24 protein-coding genes are annotated in these 20,873 nt (G+C 57.6%); 12 read left to right on the top strand and 12 right to left on the bottom strand.

The features are described from left to right. Positions 1–6: 6 nt before the first annotated feature. From HWX89_RS11370 to motA, 12 genes are all read right to left on the bottom strand, one after another. Complete coding sequence (locus HWX89_RS11370) at positions 7–573, bottom strand: lytic transglycosylase domain-containing protein (RefSeq protein ID WP_178340742.1); 567 nt, start codon at positions 571–573, stop codon at positions 7–9. Further along, the gene (locus HWX89_RS11365; protein ID WP_138794580.1) at positions 521–1,894 is read right to left on the bottom strand and encodes a flagellar hook-length control protein FliK; all 1,374 of its coding nucleotides are present in this window, start codon (positions 1,892–1,894) and stop codon (positions 521–523) included. Before HWX89_RS11365 ends, HWX89_RS11370 begins: the two co-directional genes overlap by 53 nt. Beyond that, the gene (motC, locus tag HWX89_RS11360) at positions 1,891–3,186 is read right to left on the bottom strand and encodes a chemotaxis protein MotC (RefSeq protein WP_138794579.1); all 1,296 of its coding nucleotides are present in this window, start codon (positions 3,184–3,186) and stop codon (positions 1,891–1,893) included. The genes HWX89_RS11365 and motC overlap by 4 nt, the downstream gene beginning before the upstream one ends. Beyond that, a complete protein-coding gene (locus HWX89_RS11355) occupies positions 3,183–4,511 on the bottom strand; it encodes a MotB family protein (RefSeq protein ID WP_138794578.1) in 1,329 nt (442 codons plus the stop codon). The genes motC and HWX89_RS11355 overlap by 4 nt, the downstream gene beginning before the upstream one ends. Next, entirely contained in the window at positions 4,508–5,158 is a 651-nt protein-coding gene (locus HWX89_RS11350) for a hypothetical protein (RefSeq protein ID WP_138794577.1), read from the bottom strand. Before HWX89_RS11350 ends, HWX89_RS11355 begins: the two co-directional genes overlap by 4 nt. Before the next feature lie 261 nt (positions 5,159–5,419). After that, positions 5,420–6,706, bottom strand: coding sequence for a flagellin N-terminal helical domain-containing protein (locus HWX89_RS11345; RefSeq protein WP_138794576.1), 1,287 nt, complete (start codon positions 6,704–6,706; stop codon positions 5,420–5,422). Between the two features lie 316 nt (positions 6,707–7,022). Next, positions 7,023–7,460: a BspJ family T4SS effector nucleomodulin gene (locus HWX89_RS11340; protein WP_138794575.1), complete on the bottom strand. Its 438-nt coding sequence runs from the start codon at positions 7,458–7,460 to the stop codon at positions 7,023–7,025. Between the two features lie 4 nt (positions 7,461–7,464). Further along, positions 7,465–8,544: a flagellar biosynthesis protein FlhB gene (gene flhB / locus HWX89_RS11335; RefSeq protein WP_138794574.1), complete on the bottom strand. Its 1,080-nt coding sequence runs from the start codon at positions 8,542–8,544 to the stop codon at positions 7,465–7,467. Positions 8,545–8,671: 127 nt separating this feature from the next. Then, positions 8,672–9,715, bottom strand: coding sequence for a flagellar motor switch protein FliG (fliG, locus tag HWX89_RS11330; protein WP_178340709.1), 1,044 nt, complete (start codon positions 9,713–9,715; stop codon positions 8,672–8,674). Positions 9,716–9,742: 27 nt separating this feature from the next. Then, positions 9,743–10,297, bottom strand: coding sequence for a flagellar motor switch protein FliN (gene fliN / locus HWX89_RS11325; RefSeq protein ID WP_138794572.1), 555 nt, complete (start codon positions 10,295–10,297; stop codon positions 9,743–9,745). A gap of 65 nt (positions 10,298–10,362) precedes the next feature. Continuing rightward, positions 10,363–11,322 (bottom strand): FliM/FliN family flagellar motor switch protein, encoded by a 960-nt coding sequence (locus HWX89_RS11320; protein ID WP_138794571.1) that lies wholly within the window; start codon positions 11,320–11,322, stop codon positions 10,363–10,365. Further along, positions 11,319–12,191 (bottom strand): flagellar motor stator protein MotA, encoded by an 873-nt coding sequence (gene motA / locus HWX89_RS11315; RefSeq protein WP_138794570.1) that lies wholly within the window; start codon positions 12,189–12,191, stop codon positions 11,319–11,321. Before motA ends, HWX89_RS11320 begins: the two co-directional genes overlap by 4 nt. A gap of 181 nt (positions 12,192–12,372) precedes the next feature. On the opposite strand from motA, the gene HWX89_RS11310 reads away from it, so the two are divergent. From HWX89_RS11310 to flgH, 12 genes are all read left to right on the top strand, one after another. Further along, entirely contained in the window at positions 12,373–13,152 is a 780-nt protein-coding gene (locus HWX89_RS11310; protein ID WP_138794947.1) for a DUF1217 domain-containing protein, read from the top strand. A gap of 1 nt (position 13,153) precedes the next feature. Next, positions 13,154–13,888 carry a flagellar basal-body rod protein FlgF gene (flgF, locus tag HWX89_RS11305; protein WP_138794569.1) on the top strand — a complete coding sequence of 245 codons (735 nt, stop codon included), beginning with the start codon at positions 13,154–13,156 and terminating at the stop codon, positions 13,886–13,888. Between the two features lie 11 nt (positions 13,889–13,899). Then, entirely contained in the window at positions 13,900–15,294 is a 1,395-nt protein-coding gene (fliI, locus tag HWX89_RS11300; RefSeq protein WP_138794568.1) for a flagellar protein export ATPase FliI, read from the top strand. A gap of 27 nt (positions 15,295–15,321) precedes the next feature. After that, entirely contained in the window at positions 15,322–15,858 is a 537-nt protein-coding gene (locus HWX89_RS11295; RefSeq protein WP_422646308.1) for a hypothetical protein, read from the top strand. 164 nt (positions 15,859–16,022) lie between these two features. Beyond that, positions 16,023–16,415: a flagellar basal body rod protein FlgB gene (gene flgB / locus HWX89_RS11290; RefSeq protein ID WP_138794566.1), complete on the top strand. Its 393-nt coding sequence runs from the start codon at positions 16,023–16,025 to the stop codon at positions 16,413–16,415. 4 nt (positions 16,416–16,419) lie between these two features. Further along, positions 16,420–16,839 (top strand): flagellar basal body rod protein FlgC, encoded by a 420-nt coding sequence (flgC, locus tag HWX89_RS11285; RefSeq protein ID WP_138794565.1) that lies wholly within the window; start codon positions 16,420–16,422, stop codon positions 16,837–16,839. Then, entirely contained in the window at positions 16,836–17,171 is a 336-nt protein-coding gene (gene fliE / locus HWX89_RS11280) for a flagellar hook-basal body complex protein FliE (RefSeq protein WP_138794564.1), read from the top strand. The genes flgC and fliE overlap by 4 nt, the downstream gene beginning before the upstream one ends. Before the next feature lie 21 nt (positions 17,172–17,192). Further along, the gene (flgG, locus tag HWX89_RS11275) at positions 17,193–17,981 is read left to right on the top strand and encodes a flagellar basal-body rod protein FlgG (protein WP_138794563.1); all 789 of its coding nucleotides are present in this window, start codon (positions 17,193–17,195) and stop codon (positions 17,979–17,981) included. A gap of 20 nt (positions 17,982–18,001) precedes the next feature. Next, on the top strand, positions 18,002–18,487 hold the full coding sequence (flgA, locus tag HWX89_RS11270; RefSeq protein WP_138794562.1) for a flagellar basal body P-ring formation chaperone FlgA: 486 nt from the start codon (positions 18,002–18,004) through the stop codon (positions 18,485–18,487). Further along, positions 18,484–19,605, top strand: coding sequence for a flagellar basal body P-ring protein FlgI (locus tag HWX89_RS11265; RefSeq protein ID WP_138794561.1), 1,122 nt, complete (start codon positions 18,484–18,486; stop codon positions 19,603–19,605). Before flgA ends, HWX89_RS11265 begins: the two co-directional genes overlap by 4 nt. Beyond that, positions 19,602–20,138 (top strand): MotE family protein, encoded by a 537-nt coding sequence (locus HWX89_RS11260; RefSeq protein WP_138794560.1) that lies wholly within the window; start codon positions 19,602–19,604, stop codon positions 20,136–20,138. The genes HWX89_RS11265 and HWX89_RS11260 overlap by 4 nt, the downstream gene beginning before the upstream one ends. Next, a complete protein-coding gene (gene flgH / locus HWX89_RS11255) occupies positions 20,135–20,851 on the top strand; it encodes a flagellar basal body L-ring protein FlgH (protein ID WP_138794559.1) in 717 nt (238 codons plus the stop codon). Before HWX89_RS11260 ends, flgH begins: the two co-directional genes overlap by 4 nt. Positions 20,852–20,873: the final 22 nt, after the last annotated feature.

Genomic DNA, 20,873 nt, shown 5'->3' with positions numbered 1-20,873 from the left:
TGGTTGTTATCCGTCGCAGAAATCTTTCGCATTGCGAGTCCATTTTCCGTAACCCGTCGCCACGAGATTGGCGATCACCCGGCAGACATATTTCTTCTGAGCAGGGTCGTTGTTCGGCCCGGCGTGATAACGGGCCACTGCCATGGTCCAGGTTTCATGCCTGTTGTGGAGATTGCGCAGGAACATCGCCGCGTATTCCACATTGCGTTTCGGATCGAACATGTCGCGCGGCGAGGTAAAATTTTCGCCGTGGAAATAGTGATTGATCTGCATGCAGCCGAGATCAATCAGCTTCGCACCGGACCGTTTTGCCGCCTCGAACGTTGTGAGGGCCTCTTCCGTTGAGCCGGCAAAGACCGTTTTCCCCTCTATATTCATAGCGTTAGGGTCGAGGCGGCCCTTTCGACCCGTTTCCGTCAAGCCAACGGAATAGAGAATACCTTCCGGCACCCCGTACTTGTGGGCAGCGGATTGAATTTCTCTTTCGCATACACCTGATGTCGCCGAAGCGTGGGCGTCGTCAGAGATAAACGCCAGTGTCGCCAGCAGCACGGGCAGAACCCGCAGAGCCATCCATACCTTCATTGCGCACCCCCGAAAAATCTCTGTCGCCCTGCTGTCCGCCCCTGGCGCCAGACTCGCCACGGTTGCGACCGTCTGCGGCCTGCTGGCCCTGATGCTGCGTCTGCTGATTTTGCTGATTGTTGGATTGTGTGCCAGTTTGGTCACTCTTGTCGGAAGAAGCGATGCTGATCGAGATGCTATCGACCGTCAGTCCCTGTGCTTTCAGACCATCCAGAATGCTTTTGCTGTCGTCCTGAAGCTTTTTATAGGCCGCCATGCTGTCGACGGTCATGTGAACAGCGAGCTCATCGCCGGACAGACGCAGCGACATCGTGACAGAACCGAGGTCAATCGGCGTCATATGAAGCTTCAACGTGTGCACGACCTGACCGGTGCTGGACTGTGCCGCCGCGTTGGAAAGCGACGATCCAGGCTGCATCGCGCTGACCCATTCCGGATCATTGGCGATAAGACCTGTCAAAGCAGACGCGTTGGTAGAGGGTGCGAGGCCAATGAAACGCCGTGAATCAAGCACGGTCACCGTCTCCGCTGACTTGCCGCTGCTTTCCTTGACGTCGAAATCAACCCGCGCATCACGCTGAACCGTGCTCATGTCCAGAGATCGGGCCGCCCCAGACTTGGAGGAGGCAAAGCGGAAGTCGCCAGTCTCACCACTGTTATCTGTATCGGCCTGCTCATCATTGCCGGCAACCTTGAGCGCAGCCGAAAGATCCTTCAGGGAAGGATCGACCTTTTCCCTGGCGTCTTCACCTTTGCCCGTCTTCTGGGACCTGGCAGTATCCACCTTGCCAGCCAGCGCCTGGGCAATATCGTCGAGAGGGCTTCTTGTTGCGGCTGTATTGGCGTTCGGCATCACGAGGATCTCGGGAACAGCAACATCCGCGTCGGCGCTCTTTGCGTCAGCTTTGGTCGTTTCGGCCTCGGACTTTTCCTTGTCCTTCTTGCCCGTCTTGCCGTTTTCCTGCGACACGCGGTCAGGCTTCGCGGCTTTCTGCAGCTCAACGGCCAGGCGCGTATCCTTGCCCTCGGTTGCCTGCTCGTTTGCAATCACGTCCAGAAAGCTGGCGGGACGTCGGCTTGAAGAATTCGACTTTTCCGCAGCATCATCCGTCTCGCCTTGCGGGCGCTCCGACGCCTTGGCATCCGTCTCGGGCTTCGCGTGTGAGCTATGTGTGGGACGGTCATCCTTCACCGTCGACAGGGCGTCACCGAAGCTACCGCCTTTTCCGTCCTCTTTCGCCGATGAATTGGCGGCCCGCGGATCGGAATACGGTGCGTTCATTATCGCGTTGATATTTGCCTCGATCATGGGGCTCCCTCGCCTTTTTTCAACAGGCTATCGATTTCATCGAGCTTGCTTCGGCCACTCGTCACGAGTTGCCGGACGCCTTCGCTCTGATCATCCGCCTTGTGTTCTCCACTGCGCCATATGCCCTTGGCTGCAGCGTCCGCCGAACCGGCTTCCGGAACTCCCTGCTCGCCCGCCTGTTTGGCAACCACCTCTTCGTCCGCCGCTTTTGCCTGCGGCCGCCCATCGTTTATCGATGGCGGGCGCACCACCTGCTCGGCAATCGCCTTCGCGGCGTCTCGCAACGCCCTGTCACGCTCGGAAAGCTGCGCTTCGGGGATCTGCCCGATTGTCTCAATCGCACTCACCACGTCGGGTGTGCCGATATTCGACAGGCTTTCGTAAAGATTGGCCTGCGCTTCCGGTGAATCAGGCATGACCGGAGACAAGGACTTCGCTGCCAGCGCGCCCATACGCGCGAGCGAATCCTTACCGCTGATGGCCGCAAGCCGCGAAAGACGCAGATACGCTTCCTTCTGACGCTCGGCATCCATCAGCGCGAAGGTTTCCTTTATTTCCGTCTCCGTAATCGAATCCGATCGCTTTACCACCAAGGAGACCAGCAGGTCCGCAAACTGGCTCGCATAGGGCGAATGAAGGAACCGACGCGCGTAACGCTGCGCATAGAGAAAACCTCTCCTCGCATCGCCATCTTCGACGGCAATGGCAAGCGAACGGCGCAACGCCGCCTCCTCGACAATCGTCCCAGGCGCTTCCAGCCGGGCGATATCGTAGAAGCCGAGAGCGGCAACAGGATCTCTCGGGATCGTGACGTTACCGCCGATCAGAGCGAGGTAGGCCCCCAGAGAGGTACCACGATATTCGGGTATCATCGCCGCAATGCTATGCGCCACGAGCGTACCCTTGCCGGACAGGTATTTGCGCAGCACATCGGCAACGCGGCTGTCAAAATTGCCATCCACATCGCGGGCGACAAGCAATTCCAGTGTCGCGGGGTTGCCACCGCTCATGGCGTAGACGAGAGCTGCGTCAACGTTGCGCGAATCTTTGAATATGGCCGCAGGCGCGCTTTTCAGACGCTCATCGATTGTCTGGAGCAGAAAACGCTGCATTTCGGTAGCCGAATGGTCGCCCATTGCGACGGAATCCTGCACGAATTGCAGGGATCGCATCATCGAATATGGCGCGAGATTATCCTGCGACGGTGCCTGCGCCCTTGCAGGCGCAGCACCAAGACCGCAGAGCACGGTCGCCAGAAGAAGCCAGTGTTTCGAGGATCTGGTCACACTCACCCCCGGTCAGCCTCAAGCAGGATCTCGATGCGCCGGTTGGCATCCGCCAAAGGATCGCCCGGCACCTGCAGGCGACGATCAGCAAAGCCGGAGACCTGCTTCACGCGCTCTTCCGTCAAGCCACCGCGAACCAGCATGAAATAGGCGCTGTGGGCACGGTCCATTGAAAGTCGCCAGTTGTCATTGGCTTCGGTCTTGAACTGACGTCCGTCGGTATGACCACGAATGACCACGCTGCCACCACGTTCCTGAAGAAGCTTGCCAATCTTTTCCATGGCAAGCACCATTTCGCGCTTCGGCACGGCAGATCCGACATTGAACATGGGCGTTTCCGCCTGATCGGAGATTGTCAGCAACAAACCACCTTCGGCAGGAGTGACCACCAGTCCTTCAGCAAGCCTGCCGGTGACACCGGAGATCTGCTTCTCGATTTCTTCGCGCAGATCATCCGCCTGCTCCTGCTGTTCGGCTGTTGCCGGAGGCTGAGCGGCCGCGTCTTCCTTGGCAAGTTCGGCCTGCTCGGCCTTGTCAGGCCTTTGCTGGGGCACGGCGACCGCCATTTCGACAGGTTTTTCACCCTCTACCTTCTGTTGCTGCTCGTCATGCGCCGCGGCCACATCCATGCTCGTAGCAACATTCTCTGCAGGCTTCTCGGCAACAGACACTTCGGCCTGCTCAGTTTGCTGCTCAGACTGCTGTTGCTGCTGTTGTTGTTGTTGCTGCTGAGGCGGCTGCTGGTCGGCCCGGGTGATCTTGACCTGCTGCGTCCAGAAGTCCGGATCGAAAGGATCGCGATAAGCCTCGCCGCCACTGGCGCCGGTCGCAGGGCCGGAATCGGCAGCGCCGCCCTCGCCCTTGGCGCTGACATTTGCCTGCTGGCCAACTTCCTGAGCGATTTCAGCAAGAACCGAATATGGATTTTCGAAGAAGTCCGCTTCCGAGTAGTTGGCCTGCTCGCCGGTTTGCGAGGTCAAATCCTCACCGGTCGCTGCAGACGATCCATTCGTGACTTTCTCGGCCTTGGTGTCGGAGCGTTCGTTTTTCTCAACGCCTTCCGCCTTGTCCACCGGCTTTTCCAGCCCCTTCGAGGTTGGTTTTTCATCCGAAAGCTTGATCGGGTTGAAATAGCTCGCAACAGAAGCCTTGGTTTCCTCGTTTGCGGCATTGACCAGCCACATAACAAGGAAGAAGGCCATCATCGCCGTCATGAAGTCGGCATAAGCGATCTTCCAGGCGCCGCCATGCGCGCCGTCATGGTCACCCTTGTGGCGTTTGACGATGATGATCTCGTTCTTGCCGTGGTGGTGATTTTCGCCTTCACTCATTTCATCACCTTGCGAAGGCTGGAGGCCCAGGCGGACATGCGCGTCACGAAGACGCTTTCATCCACCTCGACAGAAAGATCGACATCTGTGGTTTCGGTAAACTTCATCCCGACTTCTTCAAAACCCGGTTGCGCTTTCAGCGTCTCGAACAGAACCTTCGGTCCCTTGACGACAAGCGTGACGGCCTCACCATCCGGCATCGAGGTCCGAACGACGTCCGCCAATGCCGAAACGGCCTTCGAAGACAGCTTGTCGGAAAGGACCGGTGCCAGGATACCGGCTGTCTGTTCGCTCAGATTTGCAGCGATAGCATTGATGCCTTCACGCAGTCGCGAATCGATACGGGCGGCCAATTCCTCGAGATAGGCCGAACGAAGCGTCTCAAGCTCGGCTGCGTGAGCAGCGATAAGTTCATCGCGCTCAGCCTGCATCTTCTCTGTCAGTTCACGGGTCGCGTCCTCGTGACCTTTGGCGTAGGCGTCACGCTTTTCGCTTTCGGGATCAACCGTTTCAGGGCTCCCGAAATCCGACGAGATTTCCGGAAAATCCGGGAAACCGTCCGTATCTGCGGCGTGATCGGCGAAAGGCAGGCTGCTTGGCTGGGTATCGCCAAAGTCCTTCAGATATCGCGAAATCGAAGCACTCATGCCCGACCTCCGGATATCAGGCCGGCGGACGGGCATTCATCTTGTTGTTTGCGATCAAAGCCGTTCAGCGGCATCACCGTCATTCTTGCTACCTTGCCCGTCTCTTCAACGACACTTCCCGCCAGTTCGCACATAGCGGCCTATTCGACATTGCAATGACGTTAGGTGTCCAAACTTGTGCGAGGATGAAGATGAGGCCGTTTCCTTCCTCTGGCTCTCAGTTCAGCCACGCGCTGGCGCCTTTGCCGGCGCGCGAGCCGCTTATTTGAAGAGCTGAAGAATGTTTTCGGCGTTCGCGTTTGCGATCGACAGAGCCTGGATACCGAGCTGCTGCTGCGTCTGAAGCGCCTTCAAGCGGGTCGATTCTTCGTTCATGTCAGCATCAACGAGGCGACCGATACCCTTGTCGATAACGTCCATCAGGCTGGAAACGAAGTTTTCCTGCATGTCGATACGGCTCTGCAGCGAACCAAGGCTGGAGGCCGTGCTGGTCATCGCCTCAAGCTGCTTGTCAACGAAGGACATCATCACATCGATCGCGTCTGCATCGGTGTAGGTGACAGCGCCGCCGGTAAATGCGCTCATTGCTGCGGCAACGACATCGAGCTTGTCGAGAGACATCGTCGAGACGGAGAAGCTCAGCGTCCGATCGGAGGAGAGCGAGGCCGCAGACGTATCGTAAAACCACGCGGTGTTACCCGTATCCGTATAGGCCGGCGACACGGTTGCCGTGCCGCTCGAAGGATCGGTGGTGGTCACCGGAACCCAGACATTTTCAGCCAGACGCAGATAATTGTTCGAGCCATCACTATAAACCGATGGATCGGTATTGGTGTCCGTCGTGCCCAAAGCGCCGATTTGCGCATCCGTCAGCTTTGGAACGACGTATCCAGTCGAGGACGTGACACCGGTATCGGTGGACGTCTGGTGAACCTGATATTCGTCGTTGGCGACGAAAACCGCGTCCTTGTCCAGAATGCCGAACTTTCCACCGCTGAGGTCGAACAGGACGGCGCTGCTATCAAGCACATAGTTGACGGTCGTAACGCCAACGCTGCCAGAACCGGTTCGCGTGAAGGACGCGACAACCTTCTTGGTGATCGGCGTTTCGGAAGGCGGCGTACCGCCATCGCTGATGCTTGCCTGCAGCCAGTTCTCGCCGGAGAACGATGCCGATTCGGAAATGCTTTTCAGCTGCTCCTGGAGCTGCTCGATTTCGTCCTGAATCTTGCCGCGGTCAGCGCCGACGCCATAGGCGGCAACCAGCTTTGCCTTGATCTCCTTGACGACTTCGATGGTGCTTTCAAGCGCGTCGTAGGCGGTATCGACCTTCGCCGCGCCGAGGCCGAGCGCGTCCTGCACTGCAGAAAGCGCTGTGTTGTCGGACCGCATCGTCGTGGAAATCGACCAGTAGGCTGCATTGTCGGCCGCCGTTTCGACGCGATAGCCCGAGGAAACGCGCGCCTGCGTCGTTTCAAGGCTCTTGTCGATCATGCGAAGGGTCTGCAGCGCAGCCATAGCTGCCGCATTGGTCAAAATGCTGGTCATGAGTTCCGCTCAGTTCGTACTGTCAGGGAAAATCCGGCGCCTTGCCGGAAACGACCAGAAGCATCATGCGCATCAGCGATGGCTTGAAACCGCCATCGCGACCTGTCGTTCGTTAACAAATCGTTAATTCGATACGTAACAAACAACTCAGCCGATTTGCAAGCCATTCCTTAATTTTCGTTAGTAGATTCAATCAATGCCGAAGGTTTCAGGCAAGCTAGAGCCTGTGGTGAGGCAGAAATAGCTCCACAAACGAAGACTGCGCCTAACACACGCGGCAGGCGCAGCATTTTTTCACCATACAACCTGAAGAGAATCAGGCCGCCTCGTCCTGACGACTGGAGACAAAACGTGCCTCGCGGAAGCTGCGACGCAGAAACTCCGTATTTTCGTCCGGATTATCCGATGGGTTCTGGAAGGAAATATGATTGATTTCGATTGCCGCATGTTCTGCGGCGAGCGTCAATTGCGCATAGACAGTGGCGCCACGTGGTTTCAATTCCAGATCGATAACAACTTCGGGAACGCCTTCCCATTCTAATTTATATTCCCCACCCGCACCGAAATTGATGGTACCGGGATGGTAATAAAGCTCCGCAGCCGAAGACACGAGGTCGGCGATACTGCCGTAGCACTCGAAACGGAGCAATGAAATCAAATCAGCCGGATCGAGCAGGCGCAATTCCGTCGCTACAGGGTTGATAGCCTCTGCTACGATCATTTCTCGCTGTTCAGAATAAGGGCATTTTTTCATCTAATTATTGAACCCGTAATTTCGGTGATTTCCTGGCGTAAACCCGATGCACGAGTTCAGCCACAGCCTTGTAAAAGACTGGTGGAATCACATTATCGGTCGAGACTTGCGCAAACATGGAGCGCGCAAGCGGAGGATCGACAAAAACGGGGATATCGTTCTTCTCCGCAATCTCACGGATTTTCAATGCGATAAGGTCCTGCCCCTTGGCGACGACGATCGGCGCGTCGCTTTCTTCGCGGACATAACGGAGTGCCACCGCAAAGTGCGTCGGGTTGGCGATCACCAGCGTGGCGCGTGGGACATTGTTGATCATGCGGCGGCGAGCACGATCGCGGGCAATCGAGCGCTGGCGGGATTTGACGACCGGGTCGCCCTGCGACTGTTTGAATTCGTCCTTCACTTCCTGCTTGCTCATCTTCAACTGGCTGAACCAGTGATGGCGCGTCCATAACAGGTCAACCGCCGCCAGAAGTGCCGTCGACAGCAGAATGACGATCATCATTTTTTTAACGACATCGATCAGCTTGACGAAAATGACCTGAGGGTCGGAAAACATCAGATCGATGATGTTGTAGTATTCTCCGCGCAGCGCGAAGAACATGATGATCGAGACAATCAGGATCTTGAAAAGAGACTTCCCGAATTCGACAAAACCCTGGACACTGTAGATGCGTTTGAACCCTCCCGCCGGGGACACGCGAGACCATTGCGGTCGTACCCGTTCCAGCACCGGTGACGGCAGGTTTTGGAAAATGGATGAAGCCAGACCGAAAACCATGAACAGCAACATGGCCGGCAAGAGCAGATTGGCGATTGCCATGCCGAGAAAGAACAGCAGAGACGTGACATCCGGGCTGGCACTCAGGTTCCATTGCTCCGGCTGACCGAAAAGGTCTTTCAAAGTTTCGCCGATGCGCCCGGCACCTTCAGGCAGGAAAAAGACGAGATAGCAGTAAAAGGCGAGCGAGGATGCAAAGATCGGCACTTCCCTGGAAAACGGAAGATTGCCTTTTTCGGCCGCATCACGGATTTTTTTCTCCGTGGGGGCTTCTGTTTTACTGTCCTTGTCCTCGTCCGACACGGCCCGTTCCCCGCGATAAAAAAGGGCCCACCGATACCGGCAGGCCCGTTGTCAGGAAACTAACGATCAGGGTTGCGGATCGCAACGCCCTTCCCGGTACGCGGCCGGGTTATCAACCGGCTTCCGCTCAGGCGGCTGCCGATTGGGTGGCTTCGGCAACGTCCTTGAGCTGGATCTGTCCGGAATTCGCCAGACGGATGGCTTCCTGTGCGACGGCGCGGCGGGCGATGGCCACTTCGCGGGTGTTGATCGATGCCTGCGGAACGGCGAGGTCCGATTCGATCATGCGGCGCTGACGCGGGCTGATGCTGGACAGGACACATTCCTTGATCTCGGCCGTGGCGCCACGCAGCGCCATGGTGAGTACATCGCCGGAAACGTCGTTGAGAAGCATGACACGGCTGCGCTGCGGCATGAACATGAGGTCGTCGAAGAGGAAGATCTTCGGCTTGACCTTGTTGGCAGCTTCCTTGCTGAGCGTTTCGAGAGAGCTGAGCAGGGTATCGACCTGCGGCTTGTCGAGTTCGTTCATGAGGTCTGCGACCTTCGTGGAGCCACCCGCATTCCGCTCTGCCTCGATTTCGTTGATGAGGTTCACCACACGCTTTTCGATGATCTGAGCGGCCGTCGGGCTGACTTCCTTCATGTTGACCGTTCGGTTCATGATGTCGGCACGCTGCTCTTCGGGAATGGTCAGAAGAACCTTCGCCGCGAAGGACGATGGCAGCATGGAGAGGATATAAGCGATGGTCTGCGGATGTTCGCGCAACAGGAACTTGCCGACAAAACCAGGCTCTGCATCCTGAAGCCGATCCCAGATCGACGCTTCGTAAGCCTGGAAGGCCGTGCGACGGCCGAGAAGACTGTCGACCTCTTCCGGCGTAAGCCCTTCTTCGAGAATGCTTTCGATGGCTTTGGCGTTGTCCATGAGACCTGTTCCTTCCGTGAACAGGTCCTCGAACTCGGCAACGATCTGAGCCAGCTCGTCGGGAGGAATGACGCGCAGCGTCTGGGCCGAGGAAATGATCATCTGCAGTTCATGCTGCGTGAAAAATTTCAGCAGCTTGCCTGCGACGCCTTTTCCCATGGCCAGAAGCACAGCGGCCGCCTTGTCGGCCTGAGACAACGGCTTCCCCGCCACAGGGTTACCGAAATCCTCAAAGTCCATCATGGTCTTTCCTCTCCGTCCCCACAGGGATCAGGCTTTTCTTGTACTCAGTACTTCAATCAATTTTACGCCGAAGCGCGTATCGTCATCTTCAAGAACAGTAATCTCGCCGCGCGCAATGCGGCGACCATTGACCATGATCTCGACGGGTTCGCCAATCCTACGGTCGAGCGCGATGGTTGCGCCTTCCTCGAGGCTCATCAGACCCGACACCAGCATACGGCTTGTGCCGAGAACAATCTGGACATCAATCGGAATGTCCATGATGAGATCGAGATTGTCCGACAGACCGCTGCCGAGTGGCGCCTTGACGCCAGCAACATCGGACGTTGCCGAAAAGTCGTCCATTGCGAAGCTGTCGCTTGCAAAGCTCCCGGCGCCACCGCCGAAAGCTGAAAGATCTGTATCCTGCGCTGCATCGCCCACGTCTCCGAAATCACCGAAGTCGCCAAAACCGGAAAGAGAGCCTTCCGCGTCCGTTTTTAGAACGCCGCGCAGATCGCCGATAGCCTGATCGATATCGTTGCCGTCATCAAGTGACGGCAGCGTCGTATCGTCGGTCACAGGTGTTTTCTTCGTAGCCATGCGCTGATTATTCCCTTTGAAACTTGCGTCAGCCTGCCCAAAACCCGCGAAGGGTAGGCCAAGTTTTAACTCATCAAATGTCGTAGGATCTCGTCATCCGTACTGACATTGTTTTTGACACGAACCATGTAGCGCTCACCGGACTTGCCGAACTCGCAATTGTAGAGCTTCGAGCCATTGGCGCTCACCTCAACACCGATATCGTCCTGTTTTGCGGCCTGGAATGGAATGACGTCGCCCACCATCAGTCTCGAGATCGTCTTCAGCGTCAGCGTCTCGAGCGTGATTCGCGCTTCGAGCGTGACCTGCGATCGCTTTACCTGCTCCGAAATCATGTCCATCCACTCTTCCTGCTTCTTCAACGCCTGGGCGGAAGGCTTGGGAGCCACAATGGACGTCTTGAGCAACGGACGCTGCGGAACGATAAGAACGAATTCGGAAGCGACCTTGCCGATGACGATCTTCATGCGGATCGTCATGCCATAAAGGCCGGCGAGCTGCTCATCGAAGGCACTTTTGCCGTTGGAATTGAAAGGCGGATCGATCGTCGCCTCAAAACCACCAGGTGCATTCACGCCGGAACGCAGAACGCCTGCGATGCGACCCATGACCATTGCGGCAAGATCGATTTCGATGTGCGACAGGCTGCGCTCATCAGGCTCGCCGATGGTGTCGGGAGCGGCACCGAGCATGCGTTCCATCAAGGCAATGACAAAACCGTTGCCGAGCGCCATCATGAAGTTGGGGCACCAGTTGCGCAGCGAGCAATCGGCAACCGAGAAATTCTCGCCGACGTTTGCGATCAGATCGGTCATCAGGCCCGATTCGGAGCCGACATATTCGACCTCGATGGCGATTCCGGTTTCGCTATGGAAGATATCCGGAAGAAATTCGCTATAGAGGCGACCGATGTCCGTGCCGATCTTGGCGACCGTCTTGCGGTCGGACAGACCGCCCGTGAGTTTCGCCAGCAGTGCGGAATCGATTGTCGGTGCGTGTTGCTGTGCCGCTTGTGCCATCGTCATGCCGCCTTGTTTTCGCCGCCAGGATTCATCATTTCCTGCTCAACGGCATCGATCGAAGGACGCTCGTAGTTGGAGATCGTCTTGCGGCCGTATTCCAGCGCCACCTGCGGCACGGAGCCGTTCATGTAGGCAATCAACGTCTGCTTGACGATGATGTAGAGACGGTGCTGTTTGGTGCGGACGATCTTGACCTGCGATGCGAGCGGGTTGCAGATCGAGTAGGACAGAATGATGCCGAGCATGGTGCCGACAAGCGCCGCGCCGATCAGGCCGCCAAGCACTTCCGGCGATTCGTTGATCTTGCCCATGGCCTTGATAACACCCAGAACCGCCGCGACGATACCGATGGCCGGGAAGGAATCGCCCATGGTCGTAATCGCATGGTAGGGCTTCAGCTTGTCGTGCAGGATGGTTTCGATTTCCTCGTCCATCAGCGCCTCGATCTCGTGGCTGCGCGCGTTGCCGATGATGATCAGGCGCACATAGTCACAGATGAAAGAGGTCAGTTCCTTGTTCTTCAGAACCGAGGGTGCCGCCTGGAAGATCGAGGATTCGTCCGGGTTGTCGATATGCGCTTCGATCTCGTTTCGCGACTTCGTGCGCAGATCGCGCATCAGCGAATAGAGCACGCCGAGAACGTCGAGATAATTGCGCTCCTTGGGAACCGAGTGCTTGAAAGCCTCTCCCAGCGCCTTACCCGAATCTTTCACGACCTTCATCGGGTTTGCCATGATGAAGCCGCCGAGGCCCGCGCCTCCGATGATCACCAATTCAAACGGCTGAACGAGGACGTCCAGATGACCGCCCATCGCCATATAGCCGCCGATGATGCAGCCGAAGGTGATTACAAGTCCAATTACAATATTCATTGATCGCCCACGCCCGAACAGTGTTCCATGCGACCATCTCTAGAAAATGTGGCTTGCGTGAACCTGTCCGCGGCCCGCGTTCATCACCGTTCCAGCAAACAGTTTCGCGCAAGCAACCGGCGTCACAATGGGTGCAAAGGCAGATTTGTGCCTTGCCATCAACAAGAGAACGGTATTCCCCGTGACGTCGACCTACACCAGCTACCAGTTGATCAGCCAAGACATCGGCAAATCGCTCGACCGCGTGTCCAAGCAACCGGATGTGGCGCGGGAAACCGAATACTATTTGTCAAAGATATCGGACGTGAAATCCATCGACGATTTCATGGCCGACACGCGGCTTTATAATTACGCTCTCAAGGCACACGGCCTGGAAGACATGGCCTATGCCAAGGCCTTCATCCGCAAGGTTCTGACGGAGGGCGTGGACAACAAGGACGCCTTTGCCAACAAGCTGTCAGACAGCCGTTACGCCGACCTGGCGAAATCCCTGAATTTTGCCGCCGACGGTGCAGCGGCAACCTCCACGGACGCGGCGAAATCCGGCGTCATCAGCAAATATAACCGCACGACGCTGGAGCAATCAGCCGGCGACGACAACACCGGCGTGCGGCTCGCGCTTTATTTCGAGCGGATGGCGCCGACGATCACCTCCGGCATGGATTTTCTGGCGGATGACGCGCTGGCGCAGGTTTTCCGCACGGCTTTCAACCTGCCCGACGAGTTCGCCGCGACCGATGTCGACAAACAGGCGGCACTCATCGAAAAAACGATCAATATCAAGGATCTGCAAGACCCCGAGAAGGTAGGAAAGCTCCTCGAGCGCTTCACCATCATGTGGGAAATGGAAAATCCTTCGACAACATACGACCCGCTCGCCGTTTTCGGCTCTTCCAGCGGCTACGGCATCTCGCCGGACCTGCTGCTTTCCATCAATTCCCTGAAACTCGGAGGCAAATGATATGCAATCCGGACTTTACGTCGCCCTTTCCTCGCAGATCGCGCTTGAGCGTCGTCTCACCACCATCTCCGACAACATGGCGAACGTGAACACGGTCGGCTTTCGCGGCTCCGAGGTCAAATTCGACGAGATGATTGCCAAGACCCGCAATGACATGAACGCGAAGATCGCGTTCGTTTCGCAGGGTAACGACTATCTTTCCACGCAACAGGGCGCTTTCGAGCAGACCGGCAACTCTTTCGATTTCGCCATCAAGGGCGACGCATGGTTTTCGCTGGACACGCCGGATGGCCAAGTGCTGACCCGTGACGGCCGCTTCAGCATGCGTCCGGATGGCGCGCTGATTTCTTCAAACGGGTATCCGGTTCTCGATGCGGGCGGTGGCCCTATCCAGTTGAACCCGAATGGCGGCCCTATCACTGTCGGTCTCGATGGCGCAATCCGCCAGAATGACAATATCGCCGCAACGCTCGGCATCTTTCAGGCAGATCTTTCGCAAGGTTTCCTGCGCCATCCAAACAGCGGCGTAAAGCCTGTCGCACAGCCCGTTCCCGTTGCCAACAATCACGAGATCGGTGTCGTTCAGGGCTATGTCGAAGAGTCCAACGTCAACGGCATTTCGCAGATGACGCAGCTCATCCAGGTCAACCGTGCGTTCGAAAGCATCTCTTCGTTGATGCGCGACACGGAATCCACCTTCGCTGAAGGCATCAAGACACTGGGCGGCGCCCGCTGAGGATTTGACGGATGAAAGCGCAGGACTCCCTGCTTTCGGCCAAGGCGATTTCACCCAAACTCGCCCAGCTCGCCAGCCTGGCGGAACACTATGCCAACCCGGATTTTTCGATTGCTCCGGGCGGTCATGTGAGGACCATTGCAGCCGGACACTACACGGTGTCCGGTCTTTCGCGTCATGTCAGGCTTGGCGAGTTCGTCGCGCATCGCAGTGCGACCGGAATCCATCTCGGCGAAGTGGTCCGTGTCGAACCGGATATCTGCTATGTCTGCCCTATCGAGCCGGGCGAGCCTATCGGTATCCACGACACGGTGATCCGCAAGGGGGCTTTTCGCGTTGCCCCCGACGATAGCTGGTGCGGACGCACGATCAATGCGCTTGGCGAACCGATCGATGGCGGCGGCCCCCTGTCCTCCGGGACGGATCGACGCTCGATTTCCAACAATGCCCCTCCGTCCATGACGCGAAAGCGGGTCGAAACACCATTCAAGACAGGTGTTCGGGCAATCGATATCTTTTCGCCACTTTGCCTGGGTCAGCGCCTCGGCATCTTCGCCGGTTCGGGCGTCGGCAAATCGACCCTGCTTTCGATGCTGGCCAAGGCCGATGCCTTCGACAAGGTAGTGATTGCCCTTGTCGGCGAACGCGGACGTGAAGTGCGCGAGTTCATCGAAGACACGATGGGCGACAATATGGTGAAGTCGATCGCCGTCGTCGCAACGAGTGACGAGAGCCCGATGTTGCGCAAGATGGCACCGTTGTCCGCTGTCACCATCGCAGAGCATTTCCGCGATAAGGGTGACAACGTTCTTCTCATCATCGACAGCGTCACACGCTTTGCACACGCGATCCGTGAAGTGGCAGTTGCCTCTGGTGAACCGCCCGTGGCACGTGGTTACCCGGCGTCGGTCTTTACCGAGTTGCCGCGCCTGCTGGAGCGTGCGGGTCCTGGCGCCGAAGGCACCGGCACCATCACCGCAATCGTTTCCATTCTGGTCGACGGCGATAATCACAATGACCCGATCGCCGACTCCACCCGCGGTATTCTCGATGGCCACATCGTACTGGATAGAAGCCTCGCCGAAGAAGGGCGTTATCCGCCCATCAACCCGTTGTCATCCATCTCGCGTCTCGCCAAGAAGGCATGGACACCGGATCAGGAAAAGCTGGTATCCCGCCTGAAGGCGCTGGTGCACCGCTTCGAAGAGACACGCGATCTTCGTCTCATCGGCGGCTATCGGCAGGGAACCGATCCTGATCTCGATATGGCGGTCAAACAGGTTCCCATTATCTACGAAACGCTGAAACAGCTTCCGAGCGATCCGGCAGCCGAGGACGCCTATGCCGATCTGGCAACCGCCTTGCGTGGCGGCATGCAGGCGCAGGCCAACCAGAGAAGGGTCTGACCCGTGAAACGCCAACAGAAAAACACTATCGACAACGGCACGGACCTACCAAAGAAGGTCTTTTTCACCCCCGATCGCATCCTCGCCTGGACCGGTATCGGGCTTGCAGCAGCGGCTGCCTTCTTTCCCTGGTACGTCTTTTTCAATGAAGACAAGTTCGGCATGAAGGTCGCAAGTGGTGACCGCACACGAGACCTGCCGCATACGGGACCACGTGAAGTGTTCAGCGTTTCTCCGATGGCAATGACCAACCGTAACAAGGCAGATATGCCACCGGTAGAGCTGCCTGATATGCTGACCACCGCGACCGTCAGTGAAGACGGCAAGGAGAAACAGAACGATCTTGCTGCAGGACGAGCTGATCAGCCGTTCCCGGGCAAGACCTCGTTCCGGCTGCTGCATGTCGCAAACGGTCGTGCACTGATCGAGGATGGTTCGGGCCTCTACATGGTGCGGATCGGTTCAACACTTCCAGACAACGCTTTGCTGACCAAGATCGAGCAGCGCGACGGCGAATGGCTGATCGAGACATCGGCCGGAAAGACATATTACCCCGAACGCTAAGCCCTTAAATTTTCAAACAAAAGCGCGCCCTGAAACGGCGCGCTTTTTTGTTTGTCACGCTCGCCAATCGGCAGGGAACTGCGTCTTTTCCATCTTCGACCTCTTCCGTAAGTCTGACGCAAGATTGGTCCCGTAGGTTCCGGCCATACGAAATGGAGAAGTCTATGCAACCGATTCAACTGTTCGAACTGGCATCCCGCCAAGCGGAATGGCTGAGCGTGCGGCAGGAAGTCGTGGCGACCAACATTGCCAACGCCAACACCCCCAAATTCCGCGCGAAGGATATCAGCCCGTTTGAGGCTGTCATGCAGTCAACCGATCAGCAGGTTGGCATGGCAAAGACTCATCCTGCCCATTTCGGTGCCAGCAATCTCAGCGAAAACGTCGAGGTCCGCGATACGGAGGCCAACAACGAAATTGGCATTCAGGAATCCGGCAACACGGTCGCTCTGGCATCTGAAATGACCAAGACCGGTGAGATCAAGCGTCAGTACGACCTGAACGCCAATCTCGTCAAATCCTTCCATCGCATGATGTTGATGACGGTAAAGAGGTAAACTGATGGACCCCTTGAGCGCGGCAAGCAAGATCGCCGGCAGCGGACTGGAAGTGCAGTCCACGCGTCTGCGTATCGTTTCGGAAAACATCGCCAACGCCCGGTCGACCGGCGACACACCTGGCGCTGATCCCTATCGCCGCAAGACCGTCACCTTCGGTTCCGAGCTGGATCGCGCCAGCGGCGTCGAACGCGTCACGGTCAAGAAGCTCGGCGAAGACAAGGGTGACTTCACCCACGAATACGATCCCGGCAACCCGGCAGCCGATGGCAACGGCATGGTGAAGATGCCGAACGTCAACATCCTGATCGAAATGGCAGACATGCGCGAAGCAAACCGCAGCTATGACGCCAATCTTCAGGTCATCCGCCAGACGCGTGACCTCGTTGCCTCCACCATCGACCTTCTGAAAGCATCACAATGATTGACGGTATCAAACAGCTCAGCTCCCTCTCCCTGACGCGTGGTGCAAACAGCGTTTCGTCCCTGACGGAAAACGTGCTCGGCAGCCAGCAGACGACACCCGGCCAGCAGACCGGCATGAGCTTCGCCAACGTTCTCGGCAACATGTCCGTCGACGCGATGAACAATCTGAAAAAAGCGGAAGTGGCGTCGTTCGAAGGCATTCAGGGCAAAGCAAACACCCGCGAAGTGGTCGACGCAATGTTGTCCGCCGAGCAGTCGCTGCAGACGGCAATCGCGCTCCGCGACAAGATCGTCACGGCTTACCTCGACATCACAAAGATGCAGATCTAGCACCAGCAGGAAAGTAAAGACATGAGAGCTCTTGCCATCGCTGCGACCGGTATGGACGCCCAGCAGACCAACCTGGAAGTCATCGCCAACAACATCGCGAACATCAACACCACCGGCTACAAGCGCGCACGTGCGGAGTTTACCGACCTTCTTTATCAGACTGAGCGTATGCAGGGCGTGCCGAACCGCGCCAACCAGGCGATCGTTCCGGAAGGCGCCAATATCGGTCTTGGTGTGCAGACATCGGCTGTCCGCAATATTCACACCCAGGGCAACCTGATCGAGACCGGCAACAATCTCGACGTTGCAATCATCGGCCAGGGCTGGTTCCAGATCGAAGCCGCCGACGGCTCGACGCTTTACAGCCGTGCCGGCGCATTCAACAAGAATGCCGACGGCGATCTGGTGACGATTGATGGCTATAACGTCATCCCGAACGTCAACATTCCGACTGACGCCACCGACATCACCATCACCCGCACCGGGCAGGTGACGGCACGTATTGGTAACGCAACGGAGTTCACCGAACTCGGTCAGTTGACGATTGCGAACTTTGCCAACGAGGCTGGCCTGAAGCCGCTCGGCGATAACCTCTTCGCACAGACACCGGCGTCGGGCGATGCCGTGATCGGCGTGCCGGATGATCCGAGCTACGGATACATCAAGCAATCCTATCTCGAAGGCTCCAACGTCGATGCCGTCAAGGAAATCACGGATCTCATCACGGCGCAGCGTGCGTACGAAATGAACTCCAAGGTCATTACCACGGCTGACGAAATGGCATCGATTGTCAGCAAGAACCTGAAGTAACAACGGAAAGGCGGGCGAACATGACGTTTAGCCAGAGAAATAGCAGCTACAGAACGGCACTCGTCCGTTTGTTCCTGACGTCCGCCATTTCATTGACGGCCTTCGCCGCTGCGGCGCAGTCTCCGATGGCGCTGGTTCCGACGCGCACGATCTATCCGGGCGAAACCATTACGCCCGACCAGGTCAAGCCGGTGGAAGTGACCAACCCCAATCTCTCGTCGGGTTACGCCAGCCATGTCAGCGAAGTGGATGGCATGGTTTCGAAACAAACCCTGCTTCCCGGGCGCACCATCCCGATCGCGGCACTGCGTGTTCCATCGCTGGTGACACGAGGAACCAACGTCAAGCTCGTCTTCACGATCGGCAATATGACACTCATGGCATCCGGCACCCCAATGACTGATGGCTCGATGGGCGATGTGGTGCGCGTGCGCAATATCGATTCCGGCGTCATTGTGAATGGCACCGTGATGCAGGACGGCACTATCCAGGTGATGGCGAAATGAGAAGTTTGCGTATTCTGGCCACGGCGTTTCTGGCCGCAGCCCTCCCCTTTCTCTCCGCGCTCCCGGTTCAGGCCGATACGTCGCGGATCAAGGACATTGCCTCGCTGCAGGCCGGTCGCGACAACCAGCTCATCGGTTACGGTCTCGTCGTCGGCCTGCAAGGCACGGGCGACAGTCTGCGCTCATCGCCGTTCACCGAGCAGTCGATGCGCGCCATGCTGCAGAACCTCGGCATTACAACACAGGGCGGCCAGTCGAACGCAAAGAACATCGCGGCCGTGATGGTCACGACGAACCTGCCGCCTTTTGCGAGCCCCGGCAGCCGCGTTGACGTGACCGTCAGTTCGCTCGGCGACGCCTCTTCGTTGCGCGGCGGTACCCTCATCATGACGTCGCTTTCGGGCGCGGACGGTCAGATCTACGCCGTTGCGCAGGGCGCCCTGATCGTCAACGGTTTTTCCGCGCAGGGTGATGCTGCGACACTGACGCAGGGTGTCACGACCTCCGCCCGCGTGCCGAACGGCGCAATCATCGAGCGTGAGCTGCCTTCGAAGTTCAAGGATTCGGTCAATCTCGTCCTGCAACTGAGAAACCCCGATTTCTCGACCGCCGTCCGGGTGGCCGATGTCGTCAACGCATTCGCCCGCGCCCGATATGGCGACGCGATTGCCGAACCGCGCGATTCGCAGGAAATCGGTGTTCAGAAGCCGCGTACCGCCGATCTGACACGCCTGATGGCCGAAATCGAAAATCTGACTGTCGAGACCGACACGCCGGCCAAGGTTGTCATCAATGAGCGCACGGGAACGATCGTGATCGGTGCGGATGTCCGTATTTCCCGCGTAGCGGTCAGCTACGGCACCTTGACCGTGCAGGTTACAGAAACGCCGCAGGTGATCCAGCCGGCACCGTTCTCACGCGGCGAGACAGCCGTTCAGCCGCAGACCGACATCATGGCCATGCAGGAAGGCAGCAATGTCGCCATTGTGGAAGGTCCTGACCTTCGCACACTGGTTGCCGGCCTCAACAGCATTGGCCTCAAGGCAGACGGCATCATCGCCATCCTGCAAGGCATCAAATCTGCCGGTGCCCTTCAAGCGGAGCTCGTGCTGCAATGATGAACGTTCAACGCACCCGCAGTCTTTCCGATAACCTCTGCCGGTTTGCCGCAGTCGCGTCTCTGCTGTTCCTGCTTCCCGCCGCAACGGCGGAAAGCCAGCAGAACGTCGTCTCCGAACTCAGTACGCAGGATGAAATCCAGCGCTTCTGCACCAACATTGCCGACGCGGCCCGCGATCAGCGTTACCTGCTGCAGAAACAGGAACTTGAGAAACTGCAGGCTGATGTCAACGAGCGCATCACCGTTCTTGAAAACCGCAAGGCGGAATACGAAGACTGGCTGGCACGCCGCAATCACTTCCTCAATCAGGCAAAAGCCAATCTGGTCGACGTCTACAAAACGATGAAGGCCGATGCGGCAGCGCCTCAGCTTGAGAAAATGCATGAGGAAATTGCAGCCGCGATCATCATGCAGCTACCACCCCGTCAGTCGGGCCTGATCCTCAGCGAGATGGATGCTGCCAAGGCAGCCCTTGTCGCCGGCATCATGTCGCAAGCTACCGACCCGAACACCTCGAAGGACCCTTCATGACCTCTCGTATTCCGGCCCTCCTTTTGCCGCTCGCGCTGCTTGCCGGCTGCCAGAACAACCAGACCCTGAAGGAAATCGGCAACGCGCCTTCGATGAGCCCGATCGGCAGCGGTCTGCAGTTCAGCCAGACGCCGCAGATGGGCATGTATCCGAAACAGCCGAAACATATGGCAAGCGGTTACTCGTTGTGGAGCGATACCCAGGGCGCGCTCTTCAAGGATCTGCGCGCGCTCAACATCGGCGACATTCTGACGGTGAACATCCAGATCAATGACAAGGCCGATTTCGACAACGAGACCGAGCGCAACCGCACCAACTCCAGTGGCCTGAACTGGAAAGCCAATGCACAGGTTCTGGGTTGGAACCCGCAGGCGGACTCCAGCATCAACTATGGCTCGGACACCGATACGCAGAGCAAGGGCAAGACCAAGCGCTCGGAAAAGCTGACGCTGCTCGTCGCAGCCGTGGTCACCGGCATCCTGGAGAACGGCAACCTGATCATCAGCGGTTCGCAGGAAGTCCGCGTCAACCACGAGATCCGCATTCTGAACGTCGCCGGTATCGTACGTCCGCAGGACGTCAACGCCGACAACATGATCTCCTACGAGCGCATCGCCGAGGCTCGCATCTCTTACGGTGGTCGCGGTCGCCTGACCGAGGTTCAGCAGCCTCCGGTTGGCCAGCAGGTCGTCGACCTGTTCTCGCCGATCTGATGCTGTCTTGATGGAGCGGACC

It is taken from the genome of Rhizobium sp. RM, from assembly GCF_013390595.1.
Lineage (GTDB): Bacteria > Pseudomonadota > Alphaproteobacteria > Rhizobiales > Rhizobiaceae > Agrobacterium.
Note: the sequence above shows the minus strand (reverse complement) of the source record. Positions and strands in the feature narration are given on the sequence as shown.

Excerpts from the sequence above, each read along its gene's own strand:
- HWX89_RS11370 (WP_178340742.1), bottom strand. The coding sequence starts at position 573 with ATGGCTCTGCGGGTTCTGCCCGTGCTGCTGGCGACACTGGCGTTTATC.
- HWX89_RS11365 (WP_138794580.1), bottom strand. The coding sequence starts at position 1,894 with ATGATCGAGGCAAATATCAACGCGATAATGAACGCACCGTATTCCGAT.
- HWX89_RS11355 (WP_138794578.1), bottom strand. The coding sequence starts at position 4,511 with ATGAGTGAAGGCGAAAATCACCACCACGGCAAGAACGAGATCATCATC.
- HWX89_RS11350 (WP_138794577.1), bottom strand. The coding sequence starts at position 5,158 with ATGAGTGCTTCGATTTCGCGATATCTGAAGGACTTTGGCGATACCCAG.
- HWX89_RS11345 (WP_138794576.1), bottom strand. The coding sequence starts at position 6,706 with ATGACCAGCATTTTGACCAATGCGGCAGCTATGGCTGCGCTGCAGACC.
- HWX89_RS11340 (WP_138794575.1), bottom strand. The coding sequence starts at position 7,460 with ATGAAAAAATGCCCTTATTCTGAACAGCGAGAAATGATCGTAGCAGAG.
- fliG (WP_178340709.1), bottom strand. The coding sequence starts at position 9,715 with ATGATGGACTTTGAGGATTTCGGTAACCCTGTGGCGGGGAAGCCGTTG.
- fliN (WP_138794572.1), bottom strand. The coding sequence starts at position 10,297 with ATGGCTACGAAGAAAACACCTGTGACCGACGATACGACGCTGCCGTCA.
- HWX89_RS11320 (WP_138794571.1), bottom strand. The coding sequence starts at position 11,322 with ATGACGATGGCACAAGCGGCACAGCAACACGCACCGACAATCGATTCC.
- motA (WP_138794570.1), bottom strand. The coding sequence starts at position 12,191 with ATGAATATTGTAATTGGACTTGTAATCACCTTCGGCTGCATCATCGGC.
- flgF (WP_138794569.1), top strand. The coding sequence starts at position 13,154 with ATGCAATCCGGACTTTACGTCGCCCTTTCCTCGCAGATCGCGCTTGAG.
- fliI (WP_138794568.1), top strand. The coding sequence starts at position 13,900 with ATGAAAGCGCAGGACTCCCTGCTTTCGGCCAAGGCGATTTCACCCAAA.
- flgB (WP_138794566.1), top strand. The coding sequence starts at position 16,023 with ATGCAACCGATTCAACTGTTCGAACTGGCATCCCGCCAAGCGGAATGG.
- flgC (WP_138794565.1), top strand. The coding sequence starts at position 16,420 with ATGGACCCCTTGAGCGCGGCAAGCAAGATCGCCGGCAGCGGACTGGAA.
- fliE (WP_138794564.1), top strand. The coding sequence starts at position 16,836 with ATGATTGACGGTATCAAACAGCTCAGCTCCCTCTCCCTGACGCGTGGT.
- flgG (WP_138794563.1), top strand. The coding sequence starts at position 17,193 with ATGAGAGCTCTTGCCATCGCTGCGACCGGTATGGACGCCCAGCAGACC.
- flgA (WP_138794562.1), top strand. The coding sequence starts at position 18,002 with ATGACGTTTAGCCAGAGAAATAGCAGCTACAGAACGGCACTCGTCCGT.
- HWX89_RS11265 (WP_138794561.1), top strand. The coding sequence starts at position 18,484 with ATGAGAAGTTTGCGTATTCTGGCCACGGCGTTTCTGGCCGCAGCCCTC.
- HWX89_RS11260 (WP_138794560.1), top strand. The coding sequence starts at position 19,602 with ATGATGAACGTTCAACGCACCCGCAGTCTTTCCGATAACCTCTGCCGG.
- flgH (WP_138794559.1), top strand. The coding sequence starts at position 20,135 with ATGACCTCTCGTATTCCGGCCCTCCTTTTGCCGCTCGCGCTGCTTGCC.